General features: G+C 45.1%; 16 protein-coding genes. 9 read left to right on the top strand and 7 right to left on the bottom strand.

All coding sequences use genetic code 11. The features are described from left to right. Nucleotides 1-294: 294 nt before the first annotated feature. Nucleotides 295-1,110, top strand: coding sequence for a substrate-binding periplasmic protein (locus tag IE103_RS11005; RefSeq protein WP_189346151.1), 816 nt, complete (start codon nucleotides 295-297; stop codon nucleotides 1,108-1,110). 119 nt (nucleotides 1,111-1,229) lie between these two features. Beyond that, nucleotides 1,230-1,523, top strand: coding sequence for a PsiF family protein (locus IE103_RS11010; protein ID WP_189346152.1), 294 nt, complete (start codon nucleotides 1,230-1,232; stop codon nucleotides 1,521-1,523). Nucleotides 1,524-1,673: 150 nt separating this feature from the next. Here IE103_RS11010 and proB read toward each other — a convergent pair whose 3' ends face one another. From proB to IE103_RS11035, 5 genes are all read right to left on the bottom strand, one after another. Continuing rightward, nucleotides 1,674-2,792: a glutamate 5-kinase gene (gene proB, locus IE103_RS11015; protein ID WP_189346153.1), complete on the bottom strand. Its 1,119-nt coding sequence runs from the start codon at nucleotides 2,790-2,792 to the stop codon at nucleotides 1,674-1,676. A gap of 197 nt (nucleotides 2,793-2,989) precedes the next feature. Continuing rightward, nucleotides 2,990-4,099, bottom strand: coding sequence for an Obg family GTPase CgtA (cgtA, locus tag IE103_RS11020; protein WP_189346154.1), 1,110 nt, complete (start codon nucleotides 4,097-4,099; stop codon nucleotides 2,990-2,992). A 338-nt stretch (nucleotides 4,100-4,437) separates the two neighbouring features. Then, on the bottom strand, nucleotides 4,438-4,695 hold the full coding sequence (gene rpmA, locus IE103_RS11025; protein WP_189346155.1) for a 50S ribosomal protein L27: 258 nt from the start codon (nucleotides 4,693-4,695) through the stop codon (nucleotides 4,438-4,440). 53 nt (nucleotides 4,696-4,748) lie between these two features. Continuing rightward, a complete protein-coding gene (gene rplU / locus IE103_RS11030) occupies nucleotides 4,749-5,060 on the bottom strand; it encodes a 50S ribosomal protein L21 (protein ID WP_189346156.1) in 312 nt (103 codons plus the stop codon). 200 nt (nucleotides 5,061-5,260) lie between these two features. Next, nucleotides 5,261-6,256: a glycosyl hydrolase family 18 protein gene (locus IE103_RS11035; RefSeq protein WP_189346157.1), complete on the bottom strand. Its 996-nt coding sequence runs from the start codon at nucleotides 6,254-6,256 to the stop codon at nucleotides 5,261-5,263. Between the two features lie 286 nt (nucleotides 6,257-6,542). Here IE103_RS11035 and ispB point away from each other — a divergent pair, with 286 nt between their 5' ends. From ispB to IE103_RS11070, 7 genes are all read left to right on the top strand, one after another. Next, on the top strand, nucleotides 6,543-7,523 hold the full coding sequence (gene ispB, locus IE103_RS11040; RefSeq protein ID WP_189346158.1) for an octaprenyl diphosphate synthase: 981 nt from the start codon (nucleotides 6,543-6,545) through the stop codon (nucleotides 7,521-7,523). 403 nt (nucleotides 7,524-7,926) lie between these two features. Beyond that, nucleotides 7,927-9,654, top strand: coding sequence for a type IV-A pilus assembly ATPase PilB (gene pilB / locus IE103_RS11045; RefSeq protein ID WP_189346159.1), 1,728 nt, complete (start codon nucleotides 7,927-7,929; stop codon nucleotides 9,652-9,654). 18 nt (nucleotides 9,655-9,672) lie between these two features. Continuing rightward, nucleotides 9,673-10,905 carry a type II secretion system F family protein gene (locus IE103_RS11050; RefSeq protein ID WP_189346160.1) on the top strand — a complete coding sequence of 411 codons (1,233 nt, stop codon included), beginning with the start codon at nucleotides 9,673-9,675 and terminating at the stop codon, nucleotides 10,903-10,905. Beyond that, nucleotides 10,905-11,771: a prepilin peptidase gene (locus tag IE103_RS11055; protein WP_189346161.1), complete on the top strand. Its 867-nt coding sequence runs from the start codon at nucleotides 10,905-10,907 to the stop codon at nucleotides 11,769-11,771. Before IE103_RS11050 ends, IE103_RS11055 begins: the two co-directional genes overlap by 1 nt. A gap of 1 nt (nucleotide 11,772) precedes the next feature. Beyond that, nucleotides 11,773-12,414: a dephospho-CoA kinase gene (coaE, locus tag IE103_RS11060; protein WP_189346162.1), complete on the top strand. Its 642-nt coding sequence runs from the start codon at nucleotides 11,773-11,775 to the stop codon at nucleotides 12,412-12,414. A gap of 99 nt (nucleotides 12,415-12,513) precedes the next feature. Continuing rightward, the gene (zapD, locus tag IE103_RS11065; protein ID WP_189346163.1) at nucleotides 12,514-13,269 is read left to right on the top strand and encodes a cell division protein ZapD; all 756 of its coding nucleotides are present in this window, start codon (nucleotides 12,514-12,516) and stop codon (nucleotides 13,267-13,269) included. Between the two features lie 18 nt (nucleotides 13,270-13,287). Further along, nucleotides 13,288-13,488, top strand: coding sequence for a DNA gyrase inhibitor YacG (locus IE103_RS11070; RefSeq protein ID WP_189346164.1), 201 nt, complete (start codon nucleotides 13,288-13,290; stop codon nucleotides 13,486-13,488). 23 nt (nucleotides 13,489-13,511) lie between these two features. On the opposite strand, the gene IE103_RS11075 is transcribed toward IE103_RS11070, so the two are convergent. Both IE103_RS11075 and IE103_RS11080 read right to left on the bottom strand, forming a co-directional pair. Then, complete coding sequence (locus IE103_RS11075) at nucleotides 13,512-15,068, bottom strand: sigma-54-dependent transcriptional regulator (protein WP_189346165.1); 1,557 nt, start codon at nucleotides 15,066-15,068, stop codon at nucleotides 13,512-13,514. 110 nt (nucleotides 15,069-15,178) lie between these two features. Beyond that, nucleotides 15,179-16,456, bottom strand: a complete 1,278-nt coding sequence (locus IE103_RS11080; RefSeq protein ID WP_189346166.1) for a D-amino acid dehydrogenase — start codon at nucleotides 16,454-16,456, stop codon at nucleotides 15,179-15,181. Between the last annotated feature and the right edge of the window lie 12 nt (nucleotides 16,457-16,468).

Genomic DNA, 16,468 nt, shown 5'->3' on the forward strand with positions numbered 1-16,468 from the left:
AGCATCGTAAGAAATGATTCATTCAATAAGCACTTTAGGCACAATATGCACGAAAAGCATTTCAGCTGCATTTTTATAACCGTGATTTTTTTCTGAATCTACATGACTTCCAAACACAAAGCTACTAACAAGCGCGAACTGTTGTAAAGAAGTAAGTCAATGCGAACATATTATTTTGACAGCTTAAAAAAGCAAATCACAACATCGCAAACACGTATCGTTGCTTAGTCTCCGCGTCTGTGCGAACATCGTTTGCAAGTAAGTTCGAAAATTCTCATTCATGACAAATAAGACATGAAGATCTACTATCAGTTTCTATCACTGAGCTTGGTACTGATGCTATCAAACTTTGTTCACGCATCGTCAGGCGCGCGAACACATCTAAAATTTTGCTTTGAAGATGAAGTCCAATTCCCTTGGACTAAACCAGATGGTAGCGGCTTGACCATAGAATTATTAAAACGTGTAGAAGAAAAATTGGGGGAACGCTTCGAATTTATTGCAAAGCCGTGGAAGCGTTGTCAGGAAGAAGTTAGTAACGGTGTGCTCGACGGTTACTTTGGCGCCGCATTTTCTGAAGAGCGCCAACAATTCAGCGTATATCCACGTTTACCTGACGGCAAAATTGATGTTGATAGCGCACTGCATATTGATCAAACACGAATTTTTCTGCGACGGGATACTGCCGTCAAATGGGATGGCCAACACCTCCGTCACGTAAATAAACCCATACTTGTTCAACGTGGCTATTTAATCGGCAACATACTGAGCAAACAGGGCTATAAAATCAGAGAAGTCCGCACCGTGCATGAAGGGCTAGGCTTGCTCGCTGCAGGTGAAGCGGAAGTCGCCATTTTGCCTGGATTCGAAGCCCAATTCCTTGTGCAACAAGATTTACAGTTCAAAAAGAATCTACAAATTCATCCGCTTACTTACGCGTCTTTACCACTTTATCTAGCGATTAGCAGACATCGTTATCAAAACGATGCAAAACGATTTGATGCGATTTGGAATGCCATCAAAAGCGTACGCAATTCCGCCAGCTATCAACAAGAAGTAGAAGCCATTTATATTCGATTAAAGACAGACAAATCATCAAACGTAAAATAAAGTAAAGCGAATTGTCTTTCGTATCTCAGTCCGCTATTGTCATTTAGTTGTCACAACTTAGTCTTACTATTTTTAACGTCAACTCGATCAATCGATTCTTCTAGTTATTGGAGCCTTACATGAAAAAACTACTTTGCGTTATCGCTCTCTTGAGCCCAATCGCGTTCACACATGCTGCGCCGCAAGCCGTGACAGCTCAACAATCCAAGATGGTGACTTGCAACAAAGATGCCACAGGAAAAAAAGGCGATGAACGCAAAGCTTTTATGAAAGAATGCTTGTCCGCAAAGCCTGTCGTAGAAGAGAAAAAACTCACGACGCAACAAGATAAAATGAAAACCTGCAACGCCGATGCAAAAGGTATGAAAGGCGATGAACGCAAAAAGTTTATGTCGGAATGCTTGAAAAAATAAATACCGTGGTGACCGCACGGCAATCACATAGTCACCGATTAAGGCAAATAAGCTAAAACGTGAATTGTGTGTGATCGGTCTGATTCGCACAATTCACGACAAATACATTGGCGGAAATCACGTAACAGTCTCAAATGATCTAGCAATCGCCTACATGACGACAAGATTGTCGCGGTGAATCAACTCAGGTTCTTCAACAAATCCCAAAATACTTTCGATATCAACTGAAGCTCGACGCATAATTCTGCGCGCGTCACCACTTGTGTAATTTGTCAGGCCTTTCGCAATCACACGACCTTGCTCATCAATGCAACTGACCACAGCACCACGTCCAAACTCACCTCGTACCTCGCAGACTCCAATCGCCAATAAAGATTTACCTTCGTCGCGCAATTTAAGTACCGCACCAGCATCCAATATGAATTGTCCTGAAGTTTGCAAGTGATCCATCATCCATTGTTTGCGCGCGGCTAATGGTGCCATATCGGATCGTAATTCCGTGCCGATTGCTTCGCCTTTGGCTAAGCGAACCAACACGTTTTGCTCTCGCCCCCACGCAATCACCGTATGCGCACCAGAACGTGCAGCACGCTTTGCTGCAATAATTTTTGTCAGCATACCGCCAGTACCAACTTGGCTTCCAGCACCACCTGCCATCAATTCCAGAGCCGCATCACCAGCGCTCGCCTGATGAACAAATTCGGCATCAGGATTTTTGCGCGGATCGGCTGTATAAAGCCCGCGTTGATCGGTCAAAATAATGAGGGCATCCGCTTCGACTAAATTCGCCACCAGTGCAGCGAGAGTGTCGTTATCACCGAATTTGATCTCATCTGTGACCACGGTATCATTCTCATTAATCACAGGAACAATACCCAGTCCCAACAAGGTAGTAAGCGTTGAACGTGCATTTAAATAGCGCTCACGATCTGCTAAATCTGCATGGGTCAATAAGATTTGTGCCGTTCCTATGCCATGCGCACGAAAGCTCGTCTCATAGATCTGTGCCAGCCCCATCTGACCGACAGCAGCACAAGCCTGTAACTCATGCACGCCGGTAGGTCGCGTCTCAAAACCCAAACGTTGTCGCCCCTCTGCAATCGCCCCCGAACTAACTAGAACGACCTCTTTTCCAAGATCACGCAAAGCAGCAATCTGTTGCGCCCAATTGGCAATCGCGACTCGGTCGAGACCGCGACCTTCATTCGTGACTAGAGATGAACCGACTTTGATAATTAGACGCTTGGCGTTTTGAACTTGAGATTGCATGAGAATAATAAATTAATTTTCATTCGGAATTAAATGATTTTAATTATACATTATTCTGATTTATTTTAATCTGCGGAATTTTATTCCGAAAATTGTGTGTAAGCATACTTATGCTTCGATCTAAAAACAAAAAGAGCCGAACAAGTCGGCTCTTTTTGTTTCAAATTCGATGCGCTTAATCAGACAATAAGCAGACATTAATCAATCACTTTAAAGCGTGGATCATCTGGATCGATCGACAAAATTCCCTGCGCTTCTTCTTTCATTTGGGTTTCTTGTGAGCGCTGCTCAGCCGTACGTTTCTCTTCCAAATGCACGTAGATGTCATTGATCAAGGCTTGACAACCTTCATGACTCAAAGCAGAAATTTCGAACACAGGGCCTTTCCAACCGAAACGCTTGACGAAATCCTTGACGCGTTTCTTACGTTCGTCTTCACTCAAAACATCAAGTTTGTTCAACACTAACCAACGTGGTTTGTCTGCCAGTGTTTCATCGTATTTCTGCAATTCTTTGATCAAGGCTTTCGCATCTTTGACCGGATCTGCACCTTCATCAAACGGCGCCAAATCGACAATATGCAAGAGCAAACCGGTGCGCTGCAAATGCTTCAAGAATTGGACACCAAGACCAACACCATCCGCAGCTCCTTCGATCAAACCTGGGATATCCGCGATCACGAAACTCTTTTCGTGACTAACGCGAACCATACCTAAGTTGGGGTGCAAAGTGGTAAATGGATAATCGGCGATTTTTGGACGTGCATTTGACACTGCCGTAATGAAAGTTGATTTACCGGCATTCGGCAAGCCCAATAAACCCACATCGGCCAAGACTTTTAATTCAAGTTTGAGTTCGCGACGTTCACCTTCTTTACCATCGCTACGCTGACGCGGTGCGCGATTCGTCGAGGATTTAAAATGGATATTACCCCAGCCACCCTCACCACCACGCGCCAACAAAACTTCTTGACCATGCTCAGTAATATCAGCAATCACTTCATCGGTATTGCGATCAACAATCAAGGTACCAACTGGCATACGCAAACGAATATCGTCTGCACCTTTACCGTAGCAATCCGCGCCACGACCGTTTTCACCATCTTTGGCTTTGTGTAATTTAGAGTAACGGAAGTCAACTAGTGTATTGATGTTGCGGTCGCCAACGGCGTAAATACTACCGCCTTTACCACCGTCACCACCATCAGGACCGCCAAATGGACGGAATTTTTCACGGCAGAAAGAGGCAACACCGTTGCCGCCATCACCTGCAATGACTTCGATTCTTGCTTCGTCAATAAATTTCATGTTTTGCCGCCTAAACGAAAGGGCTTTTCAGCCTTGAATCCCAGTCTTTCTTTTGGTGGCATCTACTTTAAACAGACGCGCTTCACACCGAACACTGGGGAATTACGAATTGAGAGTCTGAACGAATTATTGTGCTGTTTTATTCTGCATGCAGCAATAGACAATGTTCTAAGACAAAATAAGCTAGTAGCGATTACTACCAGCATCGATGATTAATACCATCATTACAATTAGTAGGGATCAGCTTCTTTGCCTTACCTACTCTAAAAACTAAAAAGGCTCTACCTATGGCAGAGCCTCTTTTTAAGCTTGCGCTTACAGCAAGTTGTCAGCTTAAATTAAGCAGCAACAACTGTCACTGTTTGACGCTTCAATGCGCCTTTGATTACAAATTGTACTTTGCCTGTTACCAAAGCGTACAAAGTGTGATCTTTACCCATACCAACGCCTTCACCTGCGTGTACTTTTGTACCGCGTTGACGAACGATGATGCCGCCAGCATTGATAGCTTGGCCGCCGTAAACTTTAACGCCTAAGCGTTTTGACTCTGAGTCACGGCCGTTGCGCGTGGTGCCGCCGCCTTTTTTATGTGCCATTTAATAGCTCCTTGAAATCTAGTGAAATTGCTTACGTTAATGAACAGTTAAAATTAACCGTTGATAGAAACGATTTGCAGTTCAGTGTAATTTTGGCGATGACCTTGGCGCTTTTGGTAATGCTTACGACGACGCATTTTGAAAATGCGAACTTTGTCGTGACGACCGTGGTCGATTACCTTAGCCAGCACCGTAGCACCTGCGACCAATGGAGTACCAAACTTAATTGTTTCTCCAGCACCCATAGCGAGTACTTGATCAATGGTGATTTCGGAGCCAATGTCTGCAGGTATCTGTTCTACTTTAAGTTTTTCACCAGCGACAACTTTATATTGTTTGCCACCGGTTTTTATGACCGCGTACATGTGAAACCTCATCAAATAAATAATAGGAATTCCCTGAAACTCTTTTTTGACATCGCCAACAAAAAATCAAGGGAACTGCGAATTATACATAGCTTGCCGACGTCGGTCAAAGACTTTTGCGTAAATTTTCAGCAGCAAGACAATACTAAGCTCGATTTTGAGCTAGGTTTCGGCATATGCTCCCAGCGATTTGTAAGTATTTATTTAACCTTAGACTTGGGAGAACTTAGTCTTTGCAATTGCGCCCAAGTTTGCGGGTTTCGCCACTCTGCTGAACTTAATTGCAAATCCCACAATGCGACACCAGCTCCCAAATTTTCAACTTCCTGCAAATGAGCGCTAATCGTTGTTCCCAAGCCGCCCTCGCCCCATCGCGCTAGCCAGGTTGGAAAGCCCATGACGATTTGATCTGTACGATATCCTAAGCGCTGACCATAAGCCAATTGCCAACTGTATCGAAAGATTGCAGCACCATTTTCACATACAGGTTTGCCTTCGGGTCGAAAACTAGCTGTACTACCTTCATAGAGATCTTGATAACCCATACTGTGAATTGCATCAACATAGCCCAACCAATCCCCCCACCACGCCATATTCGGTGCGTTCGCACAAGGACTATGAAAACTATCTATCGTCAATAATTTCTGCTGTTTCTTTAAAGCCGAACTTAAATTGCGCACAAACTTCGCATATGAAGCCCGATCGCCTTCGAAATCACCCTCACCTTCCAAGTCCAAATCCACACCATCTAAGCCATATTCATTCATCACGACAATCAAAGACGCAATAAATTCATTGGGGTGATCACGAAATGCGCGCTGTGCTAAAGGCCAGTCCCAATGATTTAATACCTGCGAATTGTTATATACGGTTAATAAAACTTGTATTTGATGCCGCTTCGCCCATGCGATAACTCTTTTCACATCAGCAGGCAACAAGCGTCGCCCACTGTTATCGACGGGTGCCAACACTACACTTTTGCCGTCTGGAGATGGATTCCAAAACTGCAGTCCTATACGCGTGAGTCCTTTCGTTATATGGGGATTTTCTTGCAAGGCTTGCATAGATTTTCCAACGCCGTAGACCGGAATCCAGCCAACAACTTGCGACTTTTGCGCGTGTGCTTGCGCACTCAGAAATAAAAAAGTCAGTCCGACCAAGTACAAAACTATCCAGCGACAATGCATAAATCTCATCTTCTTTCATTCAATCGAAACACTACAATCAAAAATCAACAAGACGCATAATTCAATTAATTCCTAAAGGAAACAATTAGGGTTTTGACTTAGGCTAACTTGATCAAGTAATTCCATAGATCGACAATTTGCGTAACCGGAAGTCTTTGATATGTAACAAGATTCTATGAAAAATGCAGGTTTCGGGTGAGTAAAACTCTGCTGCTTTTTCTGAGTTTTTGTGCAGCCCTCCTCTGACATCGTATAATCACGCCACATTTTAACTTTGCTATTGCAGGATACGCCCTTGTCTGCCACGCCCAACCAAAACTCTATTAATCAACTAATCGCTCCTGAAATGGATGCAGTGAACTTGGTTATACGCCAACAGTTGCATTCCGATGTAGCGCTTGTTAGTCAAATTTCTGAATATATTATTAATGCGGGCGGCAAACGCATACGCCCCGTGTTGGTTCTACTGATGGCGAATGCTTATGGCTACCAAGGTAAGTACCACTACGATTTAGCGGCAATTGTCGAATTCATTCACACCGCGACCTTATTGCATGATGATGTTGTCGACGAATCGTCGATGCGACGTGGAAGACAAACTGCAAACGCCTTATTTGGCAATGCTGCTTCTGTCTTGGTAGGTGATTTCCTGTATTCACGCGCGTTTCAAATGATGGTGTCTATCAACAGCATGCAAATTATGCAAATCTTGGCAGATGCGACAAATGTGATTGCCGAGGGTGAAGTTTTGCAATTACTGAACATGCATGATCCAGATGTCACCGAAGAACGCTATTTAGAGGTGATTCGCTGCAAAACAGCAAAGCTATTCGAAGCCGCTGCAGAAATCGGCGCGTTGATTAGTGGGGCGAATTCAATCCAAATTGCAGCTGCTGGCGAATATGGGCGTTCACTGGGGACCGCATTTCAACTCATTGACGATGTCTTAGACTATTCTGGTAAAGCAGAAGAAATCGGGAAAAATGTAGGTGATGATTTACGCGAAGGTAAGCCAACCTTACCTTTGATTTTTTTGATGAAAAATGGCAGCGCAGAAGAACGTGCATTAGTAAAAGCATGTATCGAAGAAGGTGATGAATCGAAATTCGATGCCATATTGCATGCGATCACTCAATCTGGAGCCTTGGCCTACACCAAAACGCAAGCAGATAAGGCGGCAGAACAAGCTGCACTAGCGGTGCAAGATTTACCCGATACGCCTTTTAAACAGGCTTTACTCGACCTCGCCAATCTTGCAGTGAATCGCAATCACTAGGCGACACTACTTACTGTAATCTTGGATTTCTGCATACAAAACCGCTCTAAAATTATCACGCGCCGAAAATACAGGTGGCGCGTGCATTCCTTCTACAGACAGCTTTTGGTATTAATGAAGTGCTGCTGAAGCTCATCAAGTTCTATCTAGCTGTATCGTGTTTATACGACACTGCAAGGTGTTAGTAGACCTAATTCAATGTCATGTTCTCAATAGCACAGCCGGACGCATCTCTAGCAGATTGAAGTGAATTCACGACAGAAGTAAGCTAATTGACGCTAAATCCCTCAACAATTACTGCGTAAACATATGCACATGAAGCAATATCCCTGTTTACAAAAGTCTTACTTAGTTGCATTATCACAAAGCAAGCTTTGATACCTCTTCTTTCCTTATAAAAATTATGTCAGCTGTCCCACCAAATTCGGCTTCGATTCAACCTGCCTCGGGCTTAGCGCGTGCTTTAGCACAAGCAAATTTGCTTACCGCTGCGCAACTTGATGCGATACAGAAAAAGGTACAAATTGAGAAATCCAATTTTTTAGATGGATTGCTACAAAATGGCGCTATCAATGCGCGCGACTTAGCGACTTTTTGTTCTGAAACCTTTGGCTACCCGCAGCTTGACTTGAGTGTGTTCGATGAGTCGATGTTGCCAGAGAAGATCATTGACGCAAAGATGATGCAATCTCAACGCGTCATCCCTTTATCGAAAAAAGGCAATAAGGTTTCCATCGGCATTTCCGATCCAACCAATACAGTCGCCATCGATCAAATTAAGTTTCAAACTGGTCTTAGCGTCGATATTGTGATCGTTCAGCATGACTTGCTACAAAAACTGATTGATAAAATCAGCAAAACCTCAGAACAATCGATTTCTGATTTAGCTGGCGATGACTACGACATCGAATTTAAAGAAGAAGATCTCAACTCAGGTGTAGTAGACACCCAAGCAGCTGAGATTGATGACGCTCCAGTCGTTAAATTCTTGCAAAAGATGTTGGTTGATGCGATCAATATGGGGGCATCTGATCTCCATTTTGAACCGTTTGAAAAGTTCTACAGAATTCGCTTCCGCGTTGACGGCGAATTACGCGAAATTGCACAACCTCCTTTAGCGATCAAAGATAAATTAGTCTCTCGTATTAAAGTCATCTCCAAGCTAGACATCTCTGAAAAACGTGTCCCTCAAGATGGTCGCATGAAGCTCGTTCTATCAGCGAGTAAAGCAATCGATTTTCGTGTGAGCACACTACCAACGCTATTCGGCGAAAAAATCGTAATGCGTATCTTGGATGGATCGCAGGCGCAAATGGGTATTGATGCGCTCGGCTACGATCCAGATCAAAAAGAAATTTTATTAGACGCAATTCAGCGCCCATACGGCATGGTGCTCGTCACAGGGCCAACTGGCTCGGGTAAAACGGTATCGCTCTACACCTGTTTAAATGTGATCAACAAACCGGGGATCAATATTTCTACCGCAGAAGATCCAGCGGAGATTAATTTACCAGGCGTGAACCAAGTCAACATTAATGACAAAGCAGGTTTAACCTTCCCGGTCGCGCTCAAGTCCTTCCTGCGCCAAGATCCTGACATTATCATGGTGGGTGAGATTCGTGACTTAGAAACAGCGGATATCGCTATTAAAGCGGCACAAACTGGTCACATGGTTTTCTCTACACTCCATACTAATGACGCACCATCGACATTAACCCGATTAATGAATATGGGTGTGGCGCCTTTCAATATCGCATCGTCGGTCATTCTGATCACGGCCCAACGCTTAACGCGACGTTTATGTACCTGCAAAAAACCTGTAGAAATTTTGGACGAAGTTCTATTGGCAGCTGGCTTTCTTGAAGAAGAATTGGACGGTACTTGGAAACCATACGGACCAGTCGGCTGCGAGCGATGCAGCGGCTCTGGATACAAAGGACGGGTTGGTATTTACCAAATTATGCCAATTACTGAAGCAATTGAAAAAATTATTCTAGCGAATGGCACCAGTCTTGAGATCCGCCAGCAATCTGAGGCGGAAGGGGTCAAAGGTCTACGCCGCTCAGGCTTACAAAAAGTGCGTCAAGGGCTTACCAGCTTAGAAGAAGTTCTTGGCTGCACCAACGAATAAAAATACAAGGAATCCGAGATGGCAACATCAGCAAGTAAAGGCGGCAAATCTTCGCAAGTTAAAGAAAATCTCTATTCTTGGGAAGGTAAAGACAAGCAAGGCAAAACCGTCAAAGGTGAATTGCGTGCGGGCGGCGAAGCGATTGTCAGCGCCACGCTGCGCCGTCAAGGCGTGATGGTGACCAAAGTCAAAAAGAAAAGTTATAGCTCAGGTCAAAAAATTACCGACAAGGACATCACCTTGTTCACTCGTCAATTGGCAACGATGATGAAAGCTGGCGTCCCTTTGCTTCAATCATTTGATATTGTGGGCAAAGGCCATGCCAATCCCTCGGTGTCAAAATTATTGCTAGATATTCGCGCAGATATCGAAACTGGTACTAGCTTAAATCAAGCTTTCCGCAAGTACCCGCTTTATTTTGATCCCTTATTTTGTAATTTGGTCGGGGCTGGTGAACAAGCGGGTATTTTGGAAGATTTGTTAACGCGCCTAGCAATTTACAAAGAAAAAACATTAGCAATTAAAGCTAAGATTAAATCTGCACTCACTTATCCTATCGCGATTCTTTCGATTGCATTTATTGTGACTGCAGTAATCATGATTTGGGTTGTGCCAGCATTTAAGGAAGTATTTAAGAGCTTTGGAGCAGATTTACCTGGCCCCACGCTATTGGTTATGGCTATTTCAGATTTTGTCGTAGCCAATTGGTATCTCATATTTGGTGGAATTTTCGGTGCTCTCTATTTCTTCTTTCAATCTTGGCAACGCTCTCTTGAGATGCAACGATTCATGGATAGAATTTTGCTACAAGCACCAATTTTTGGTGCTGTGATTCGCAAAGCAACGATAGCACGCTGGACGCGTACATTAGCAACGATGTTTGCTGCGGGTGTGCCTTTAGTCGAGGCTTTAGACTCTGTGGGTGGCGCATCTGGTAACGCGGTTTATCTTGACGCCACAATTAAAATTCAAACTGAGGTAACAACCGGTACCAGTTTGACAGTCGCAATGCAAAATGCTGGCGTGTTCCCTAGCATGGTGACGCAAATGGTTGCCATTGGTGAAGAATCAGGCGCCTTAGATGGAATGTTGGGCAAAGTAGCTGATTTTTATGAGGAAGAAGTTGATGAAGCAGTCGCTAACTTATCCGCACTAATGGAACCAATGATTATGGCTATTCTGGGTGTCATCATCGGTGGCTTGGTTGTTGCCATGTATTTACCAATCTTTAAACTTGGTTCGGTGGTCTAATGCTAGATTTAGTTTTATTTGTCGCACCAGAAAATCTGCTAGCAACAATCTTATTTGGAATTTTGGGGCTTCTCATCGGAAGCTTCCTCAATGTCGTCATTCATCGTTTACCGATTATGATGCAGCGAGAATCCGATAACTACGTCGCCACGGAGTCAGGTAAAGAACCGGCACACACTTCTCGTTACAATTTAATTGTTCCGCGCTCAGCTTGTCCGCATTGCCAACACCAAATCACGGCCTTGGAAAATATCCCAGTCATCAGCTATTTAGTCATAGGCGGCAAATGCCGCGGCTGCAAAGCGCCCATATCTATACGCTACCCTATCGTGGAAGCGATTACGGGACTACTTAGCGGCCTTATGATCTGGCATTTTGGAAGTGGCACTGCTGGTTTAGGCGCCATCGTATTTGTCTGGTTTTTAATCGCGATGACTTTTATTGATGCCGATACCCAACTTCTTCCTGATGACCTGACTTTGCCACTACTTTGGCTAGGATTACTACTGAACTTGCACGGCACATTTACTTCACTTGAGAATGCCGTCATTGGCGCGGTTGCGGGTTATTTGTCTTTATGGACAGTTTACTGGGCATTTAAACTGCTCACAGGTAAAGAAGGCATGGGCTATGGTGATTTCAAACTACTAGCAGCACTTGGCGCTTGGATGGGTTGGAGCATGCTACCTTTAATCATCTTACTGTCTTCCGCGGTTGGTGCTGTGATCGGCATCTCTATGATGGTTTTAGGCAGACTGGGCAAAGGGAAGCCCATTCCATTCGGTCCATATCTTGCGATTGCTGGGCTAATTGCCTTGCTATGGGGACAAAATATCAATAGCCAATATTTAGGTTTGTTCTATTGAGATGTCAACGACCTCGTTAATCGTATCTAACAATCTTGATTTCTTCAGCGTAGGCTTAACTGGTGGAATCGGTAGCGGCAAAACGACAGTCGCCAATTTTTTTGCAGAGTTGGGTGTCAGCATCATAGACACAGACATCATTGCACACAACTTGACACTGCCTGGTGGTGCGGCCATACCTGCGATTCAAAAAGAATTTAGCGACGATTTTATTAGCGAAGATGGCGCCATGAATCGGCAAAAAATGCGTGAATTTGTATTTGCCAATCCAGCGGCAAAGCAGCGTTTAGAGCACATCCTCCATCCTCAAATTCGTACTGCTTGCGAAGAAGCTGCGCGTCAAGTACAAGGTTCATATGTGATGTTTGTTGTTCCCCTGCTGATTGAATCTGGCACTTGGGCGCAAAGAGTAACAAAAATCGCTGTTGTCGATTGCCAAGAAGAGACGCAAATTTCTCGTGTAATGCAACGCAATCACTTTAATCGTGAACAAGTTTTAGCTATCATGCGAGCACAAGCAACAAGAGAACAACGCTTGCAACATGCGGATGATGTGATTAATTCAGAACAGAATTTCAGTTCATTGAAACAGCATGTAGAGCAACTGCATCAAAAATACCTAAAATTATGTGAACTAGGCTAAACAAACGCACACAATGTTTGTAATTTTCGTCAGCTTGGTTCAGAATCACGTGAAACTAATTGCGCACCACATGAGCACCATATTTACAGGGAATTTATTTTGATTGTTTACGAATACCCTTTCAACGAGCGTATTCGCACGTTATTGCGGTTAGAAGACCTGTACGAAAAGTTTTCGTTTTTCTTGCACCAGTCCGATCCGCTGCAACATCACGTCGCGATTGCCACCATATTTGAGATGCTCGAAGTGGCAGGCCGCGCTGACTTAAAATCCGATCTACTACAAGAATTAGATAGACAGAAAAATACCCTAATCGGCTTTAAATCCAATCCTAATGTACAAGCGGATATGCTCGATCAAGTCATCAATGATGTTGAAAGAGCTAGCGCTACTTTAATGGGGTCGACCGGAAAAACAGGTCAACATATTCGAGATAATGAATGGTTGATGAGCATACGCGGCCGCACCATCATTCCTGGCGGCGCTTGTGAATTTGATTTGCCGAGTTATCACGCTTGGAAAAAACTGCCAGCAGAAAAGCGCTTTGCCGATATTTCAGCTTGGTTCGCTCCGATCGCGCCATTGTTCGATGCTATTAATGTCGTACTGCGTTTATTGCGTGAATCCGGCGGCACCACCAAAGTAATTGCACAAGCAGGCAGCTACCAACAAATGTTGCAGGGTAAGGTATATCAACTGCTACGCGTCTCTATCGATCAAGGCATGGGCGCAATTCCTGAAATTTCAGCGAATAAATACATGCTGTGGATACGCATCATGTCGCAAGATGGCGATATGAAACCGAAGCCATTCGAAGGCGACGTTCCGTTTGACCTCACTCTCTGCAATTTCTAATTACCAAATATCCTAGCTATGGCAACTGTTGTATCTTGCCCCACCTGTGGGGCTAAAGTCACTTGGGAACCGGCGAGCACCTATCGCCCGTTTTGTTCTGATCGCTGCAAGCAAATTGATCTCGGTGCGTGGGCAGAGGAAAAATACACGATCCCAACAGTGAATTTACCCGAAGATCCTAATCATCCTGATACTCCCGATCTCGGTAGTCTCAATTAAAACATCCAAAAACAAGGTAACGATTACTTCTTAGGAATTCCGTGCTTGCGCAATTTGGCTGCGATCATGGAATGAGAGGTGTCTAATCTAGCGGCTAATTTTCGGCTAGATGGAAATTCTTGATAAAGCTTGCTGAGCAAAGCTGATTCAAATTGATTGACGGAAGCCTCCCAGGTTTCCGCCTCTTCAAAAACGACCGTATCTGCCTGCATAGAATCTTCCGCCCAATCCAAATCGGCAGCATCCAGCACACGTTGGTCAGACATCGTAATCGCGCGAAAAACTACATTCTGCAACTGTCTTACATTGCCCGGCCAGCGATTATTCAGCATCGCAGTCGTCGCTGCTTGATTGAGACGCGAGACTGGCTTTTGTGCTTGCGTACAAGCGCGTTCAATGAAGTGGCGTGCCAATAACAAAATATCGTCAGCGCGTTCACGCAATGGCGGCATTTCTAAATGCAGAACATTCAAACGATAAAACAAATCTTCACGGAAGCTGCCTTCTTGCACCATCTTGCGTAAATTACGATGGGTCGCGCTGATGATACGTACATCGACTTGAATTTCTTTATCACCGCCGATACGACGAAATTTCCCATCGTTCAAAAATCGTAGCAATTTCGCCTGCAAGTACAAAGACATCTCACCAACTTCATCCAGAAAGACCGTACCACCGTCGGCCATTTCAAATAAGCCGGGCTTACCGCCGCGATTCGCACCGGTAAAAGCGCCCGCCATATAGCCAAATAATTCGCTCTCAGCCAAACTTTCAGGCAAAGCGGCACAATTCAATTCGAGAAACGGTGCATGACTACGCGCACTAACGCCATGACAAGCTTGCGCCAGCAACTCTTTTCCCGTTCCCGTTTCGCCCGTAATCAACAAAGGCGCATCCACTACAGCAACCCGCGCTGCGCGTTTTTTCAAGACACGAATTTGTTCAGAATCACCGATAATGGCTTCAAAGCCACCTATCTCAGCGCGTGAAATCGCATGCAAACGCTCACCAATTCGCTTAGGCGCAGTCAAGGTCAAGAGCGCGCCAACAGCTTTGCCGTCGCTCGCTGTACCGGCAGATAATGGCTCAAACACGGGCGTGACGTCCATCATAAAAGGCTCGCCATTCAACAAGACTTCGCGCGTAGGTGCGCAAAATTCGTTGGCAATTAATTCGTGTTGGATCGTGCTATCTTGCAGCACTTGATATAAAGATTTTTGGCAGAGTTCTTTTTCCGTACAGCGCGCCACTTCCGCTGCTGCGGCATTGGCGATCACGATGCGCCCTAAAGCATCAATCGCCAGCACTGGATCTTCCATCACCGCCATGATGGTATCGAGATTAAGACTGCGACGCATGCCCGGCAAAATATCAACGACTTCTATCGTCCCAACACCAGCGACTTGATCACAATCAGCTTGCAGACTAGCGAGCATGCTTTGTTTTAACTCGGGAATGTCGATATAGATATTCGGCGGATCAACCTCCACCGCTTGCACGTTCAAACCCTGCCGCGCCAATACCGCGAGAATCTCGTGAGCGATACCGACTCGATCTTCAAAGGGAATATTGACGCGCATACTTTACTTGACCTTCTGAATTAAGAAATCAAAAACATCTTGCCGCCGAGGCGCAGAGAACGCAAAGAAAATACACAAGTCACTCTGCGTTCTCTGCGCCTCAATGCTTCTTAAATCGCAATCGGGCGATTCATGCTGCCATAACGATCCATGTACAGGCCCTCGGTCGAGATTGCTGGCTTCTTGCCGGAAATCAAATCCGCCAAGAATTGACCTGAACCACAAGACATGGTCCATCCCAAAGTACCGTGGCCGGTATTCAGAAATAAATTGCGATACGGTGTAGGGCCGACAATCGGTGTGCCATCCGGAGTCATTGGACGCAAGCCAGTCCAGAATTCGGCTTTACTAACATCGCCACCATGCGGAAATAAATCAGTGACTGAATGCACCAAAGTCTTACGACGAGATTCACGCAAACGCAAATCGTAGCCTGTGATTTCAGCCGTGCCGCCAACGCGAATTCGGTCGCCCAAGCGCGTAATTGCGACTTTGTAGGTTTCATCCATCACCGTCGATTCTGGCGCACCTGCTGCATCCGTAATCGGTACAGTGATCGAATAGCCTTTGATCGGGTACACCGGAATCTTAATACCTAATTCACGCAACAAAATTGGCGAGTAGCTACCCAATGCTAAGACAAATTTATCCGCAATGAATTGGCCTTTGGAAGTTTGCACGCTCTTGACTTGATCACCCTCAGCAATGATGCGTTCTATGCTGACGCCATACTCAAATTTCACGCCCAAGCCCTCTGCCAGCTTCGCCAAATTCTGCGTGAATTTGAAGCAGTCACCCGTTTCATCACCCGGCAAACGCAAGGCACCGACGAATTTTTCACGCACATTTTTTAATGCAGGTTCAACCCGTAAGCATTCGTCGCCACTTAAAGACTCATATGGCACGCCATAGCGTTTCAGGATATCGATGTCGGCTTGTGAACCATCAAGTTGCTGTTGATTGCGGAATAACTGCAAAGTTCCCTGCGTACGTTCGTCATAGGAAATACCAGTGTCTTCACGCAATTGCTGCAACACATCGCGGCTGTACTGCGCCATGCGCAACATACGGCCTTTATTGATCTCATAACGCTTGGTTGTGCAGTTCATCAACATCTGAAACACCCAGCGCCACATCGCGGGATCCATACTCGGACGAATTGCCAATGGACTATGTTCCATCATCAGCCATTTGATCGCCTTCATCGGCACACCTGGACCAGCCCATGGTGCAGAGTAACCAGGAGAAACCTCACCTGCATTCGCAAAACTGGTTTCCAAGGCAGCGCCGCTTTGGCGTTCAATCACCGTCACCTCATGCCCAGCTTTGGCAAGGTAATAAGCGGTGGAGGTACCAATAACGCCTGCTCCCAAGATGACTATTTTCATGTTGTTTTCCAA

This window comes from Affinundibacterium macrobrachii, assembly GCF_014652415.1.
In the GTDB taxonomy this organism is placed as follows: domain Bacteria; phylum Pseudomonadota; class Gammaproteobacteria; order Burkholderiales; family Burkholderiaceae_D; genus Undibacterium; species Undibacterium macrobrachii.

Excerpts from the sequence above, each read along its gene's own strand:
- rpmA (WP_189346155.1), bottom strand. The coding sequence starts at position 4,695 with ATGGCACATAAAAAAGGCGGCGGCACCACGCGCAACGGCCGTGACTCA.
- IE103_RS11010 (WP_189346152.1), top strand. The coding sequence starts at position 1,230 with ATGAAAAAACTACTTTGCGTTATCGCTCTCTTGAGCCCAATCGCGTTC.
- cgtA (WP_189346154.1), bottom strand. The coding sequence starts at position 4,099 with ATGAAATTTATTGACGAAGCAAGAATCGAAGTCATTGCAGGTGATGGC.
- IE103_RS11050 (WP_189346160.1), top strand. The coding sequence starts at position 9,673 with ATGGCAACATCAGCAAGTAAAGGCGGCAAATCTTCGCAAGTTAAAGAA.
- IE103_RS11080 (WP_189346166.1), bottom strand. The coding sequence starts at position 16,456 with ATGAAAATAGTCATCTTGGGAGCAGGCGTTATTGGTACCTCCACCGCT.
- IE103_RS11055 (WP_189346161.1), top strand. The coding sequence starts at position 10,905 with ATGCTAGATTTAGTTTTATTTGTCGCACCAGAAAATCTGCTAGCAACA.
- IE103_RS11075 (WP_189346165.1), bottom strand. The coding sequence starts at position 15,068 with ATGCGCGTCAATATTCCCTTTGAAGATCGAGTCGGTATCGCTCACGAG.
- IE103_RS11070 (WP_189346164.1), top strand. The coding sequence starts at position 13,288 with ATGGCAACTGTTGTATCTTGCCCCACCTGTGGGGCTAAAGTCACTTGG.
- IE103_RS11035 (WP_189346157.1), bottom strand. The coding sequence starts at position 6,256 with ATGAGATTTATGCATTGTCGCTGGATAGTTTTGTACTTGGTCGGACTG.
- proB (WP_189346153.1), bottom strand. The coding sequence starts at position 2,792 with ATGCAATCTCAAGTTCAAAACGCCAAGCGTCTAATTATCAAAGTCGGT.
- coaE (WP_189346162.1), top strand. The coding sequence starts at position 11,773 with ATGTCAACGACCTCGTTAATCGTATCTAACAATCTTGATTTCTTCAGC.
- pilB (WP_189346159.1), top strand. The coding sequence starts at position 7,927 with ATGTCAGCTGTCCCACCAAATTCGGCTTCGATTCAACCTGCCTCGGGC.
- IE103_RS11005 (WP_189346151.1), top strand. The coding sequence starts at position 295 with ATGAAGATCTACTATCAGTTTCTATCACTGAGCTTGGTACTGATGCTA.
- rplU (WP_189346156.1), bottom strand. The coding sequence starts at position 5,060 with ATGTACGCGGTCATAAAAACCGGTGGCAAACAATATAAAGTTGTCGCT.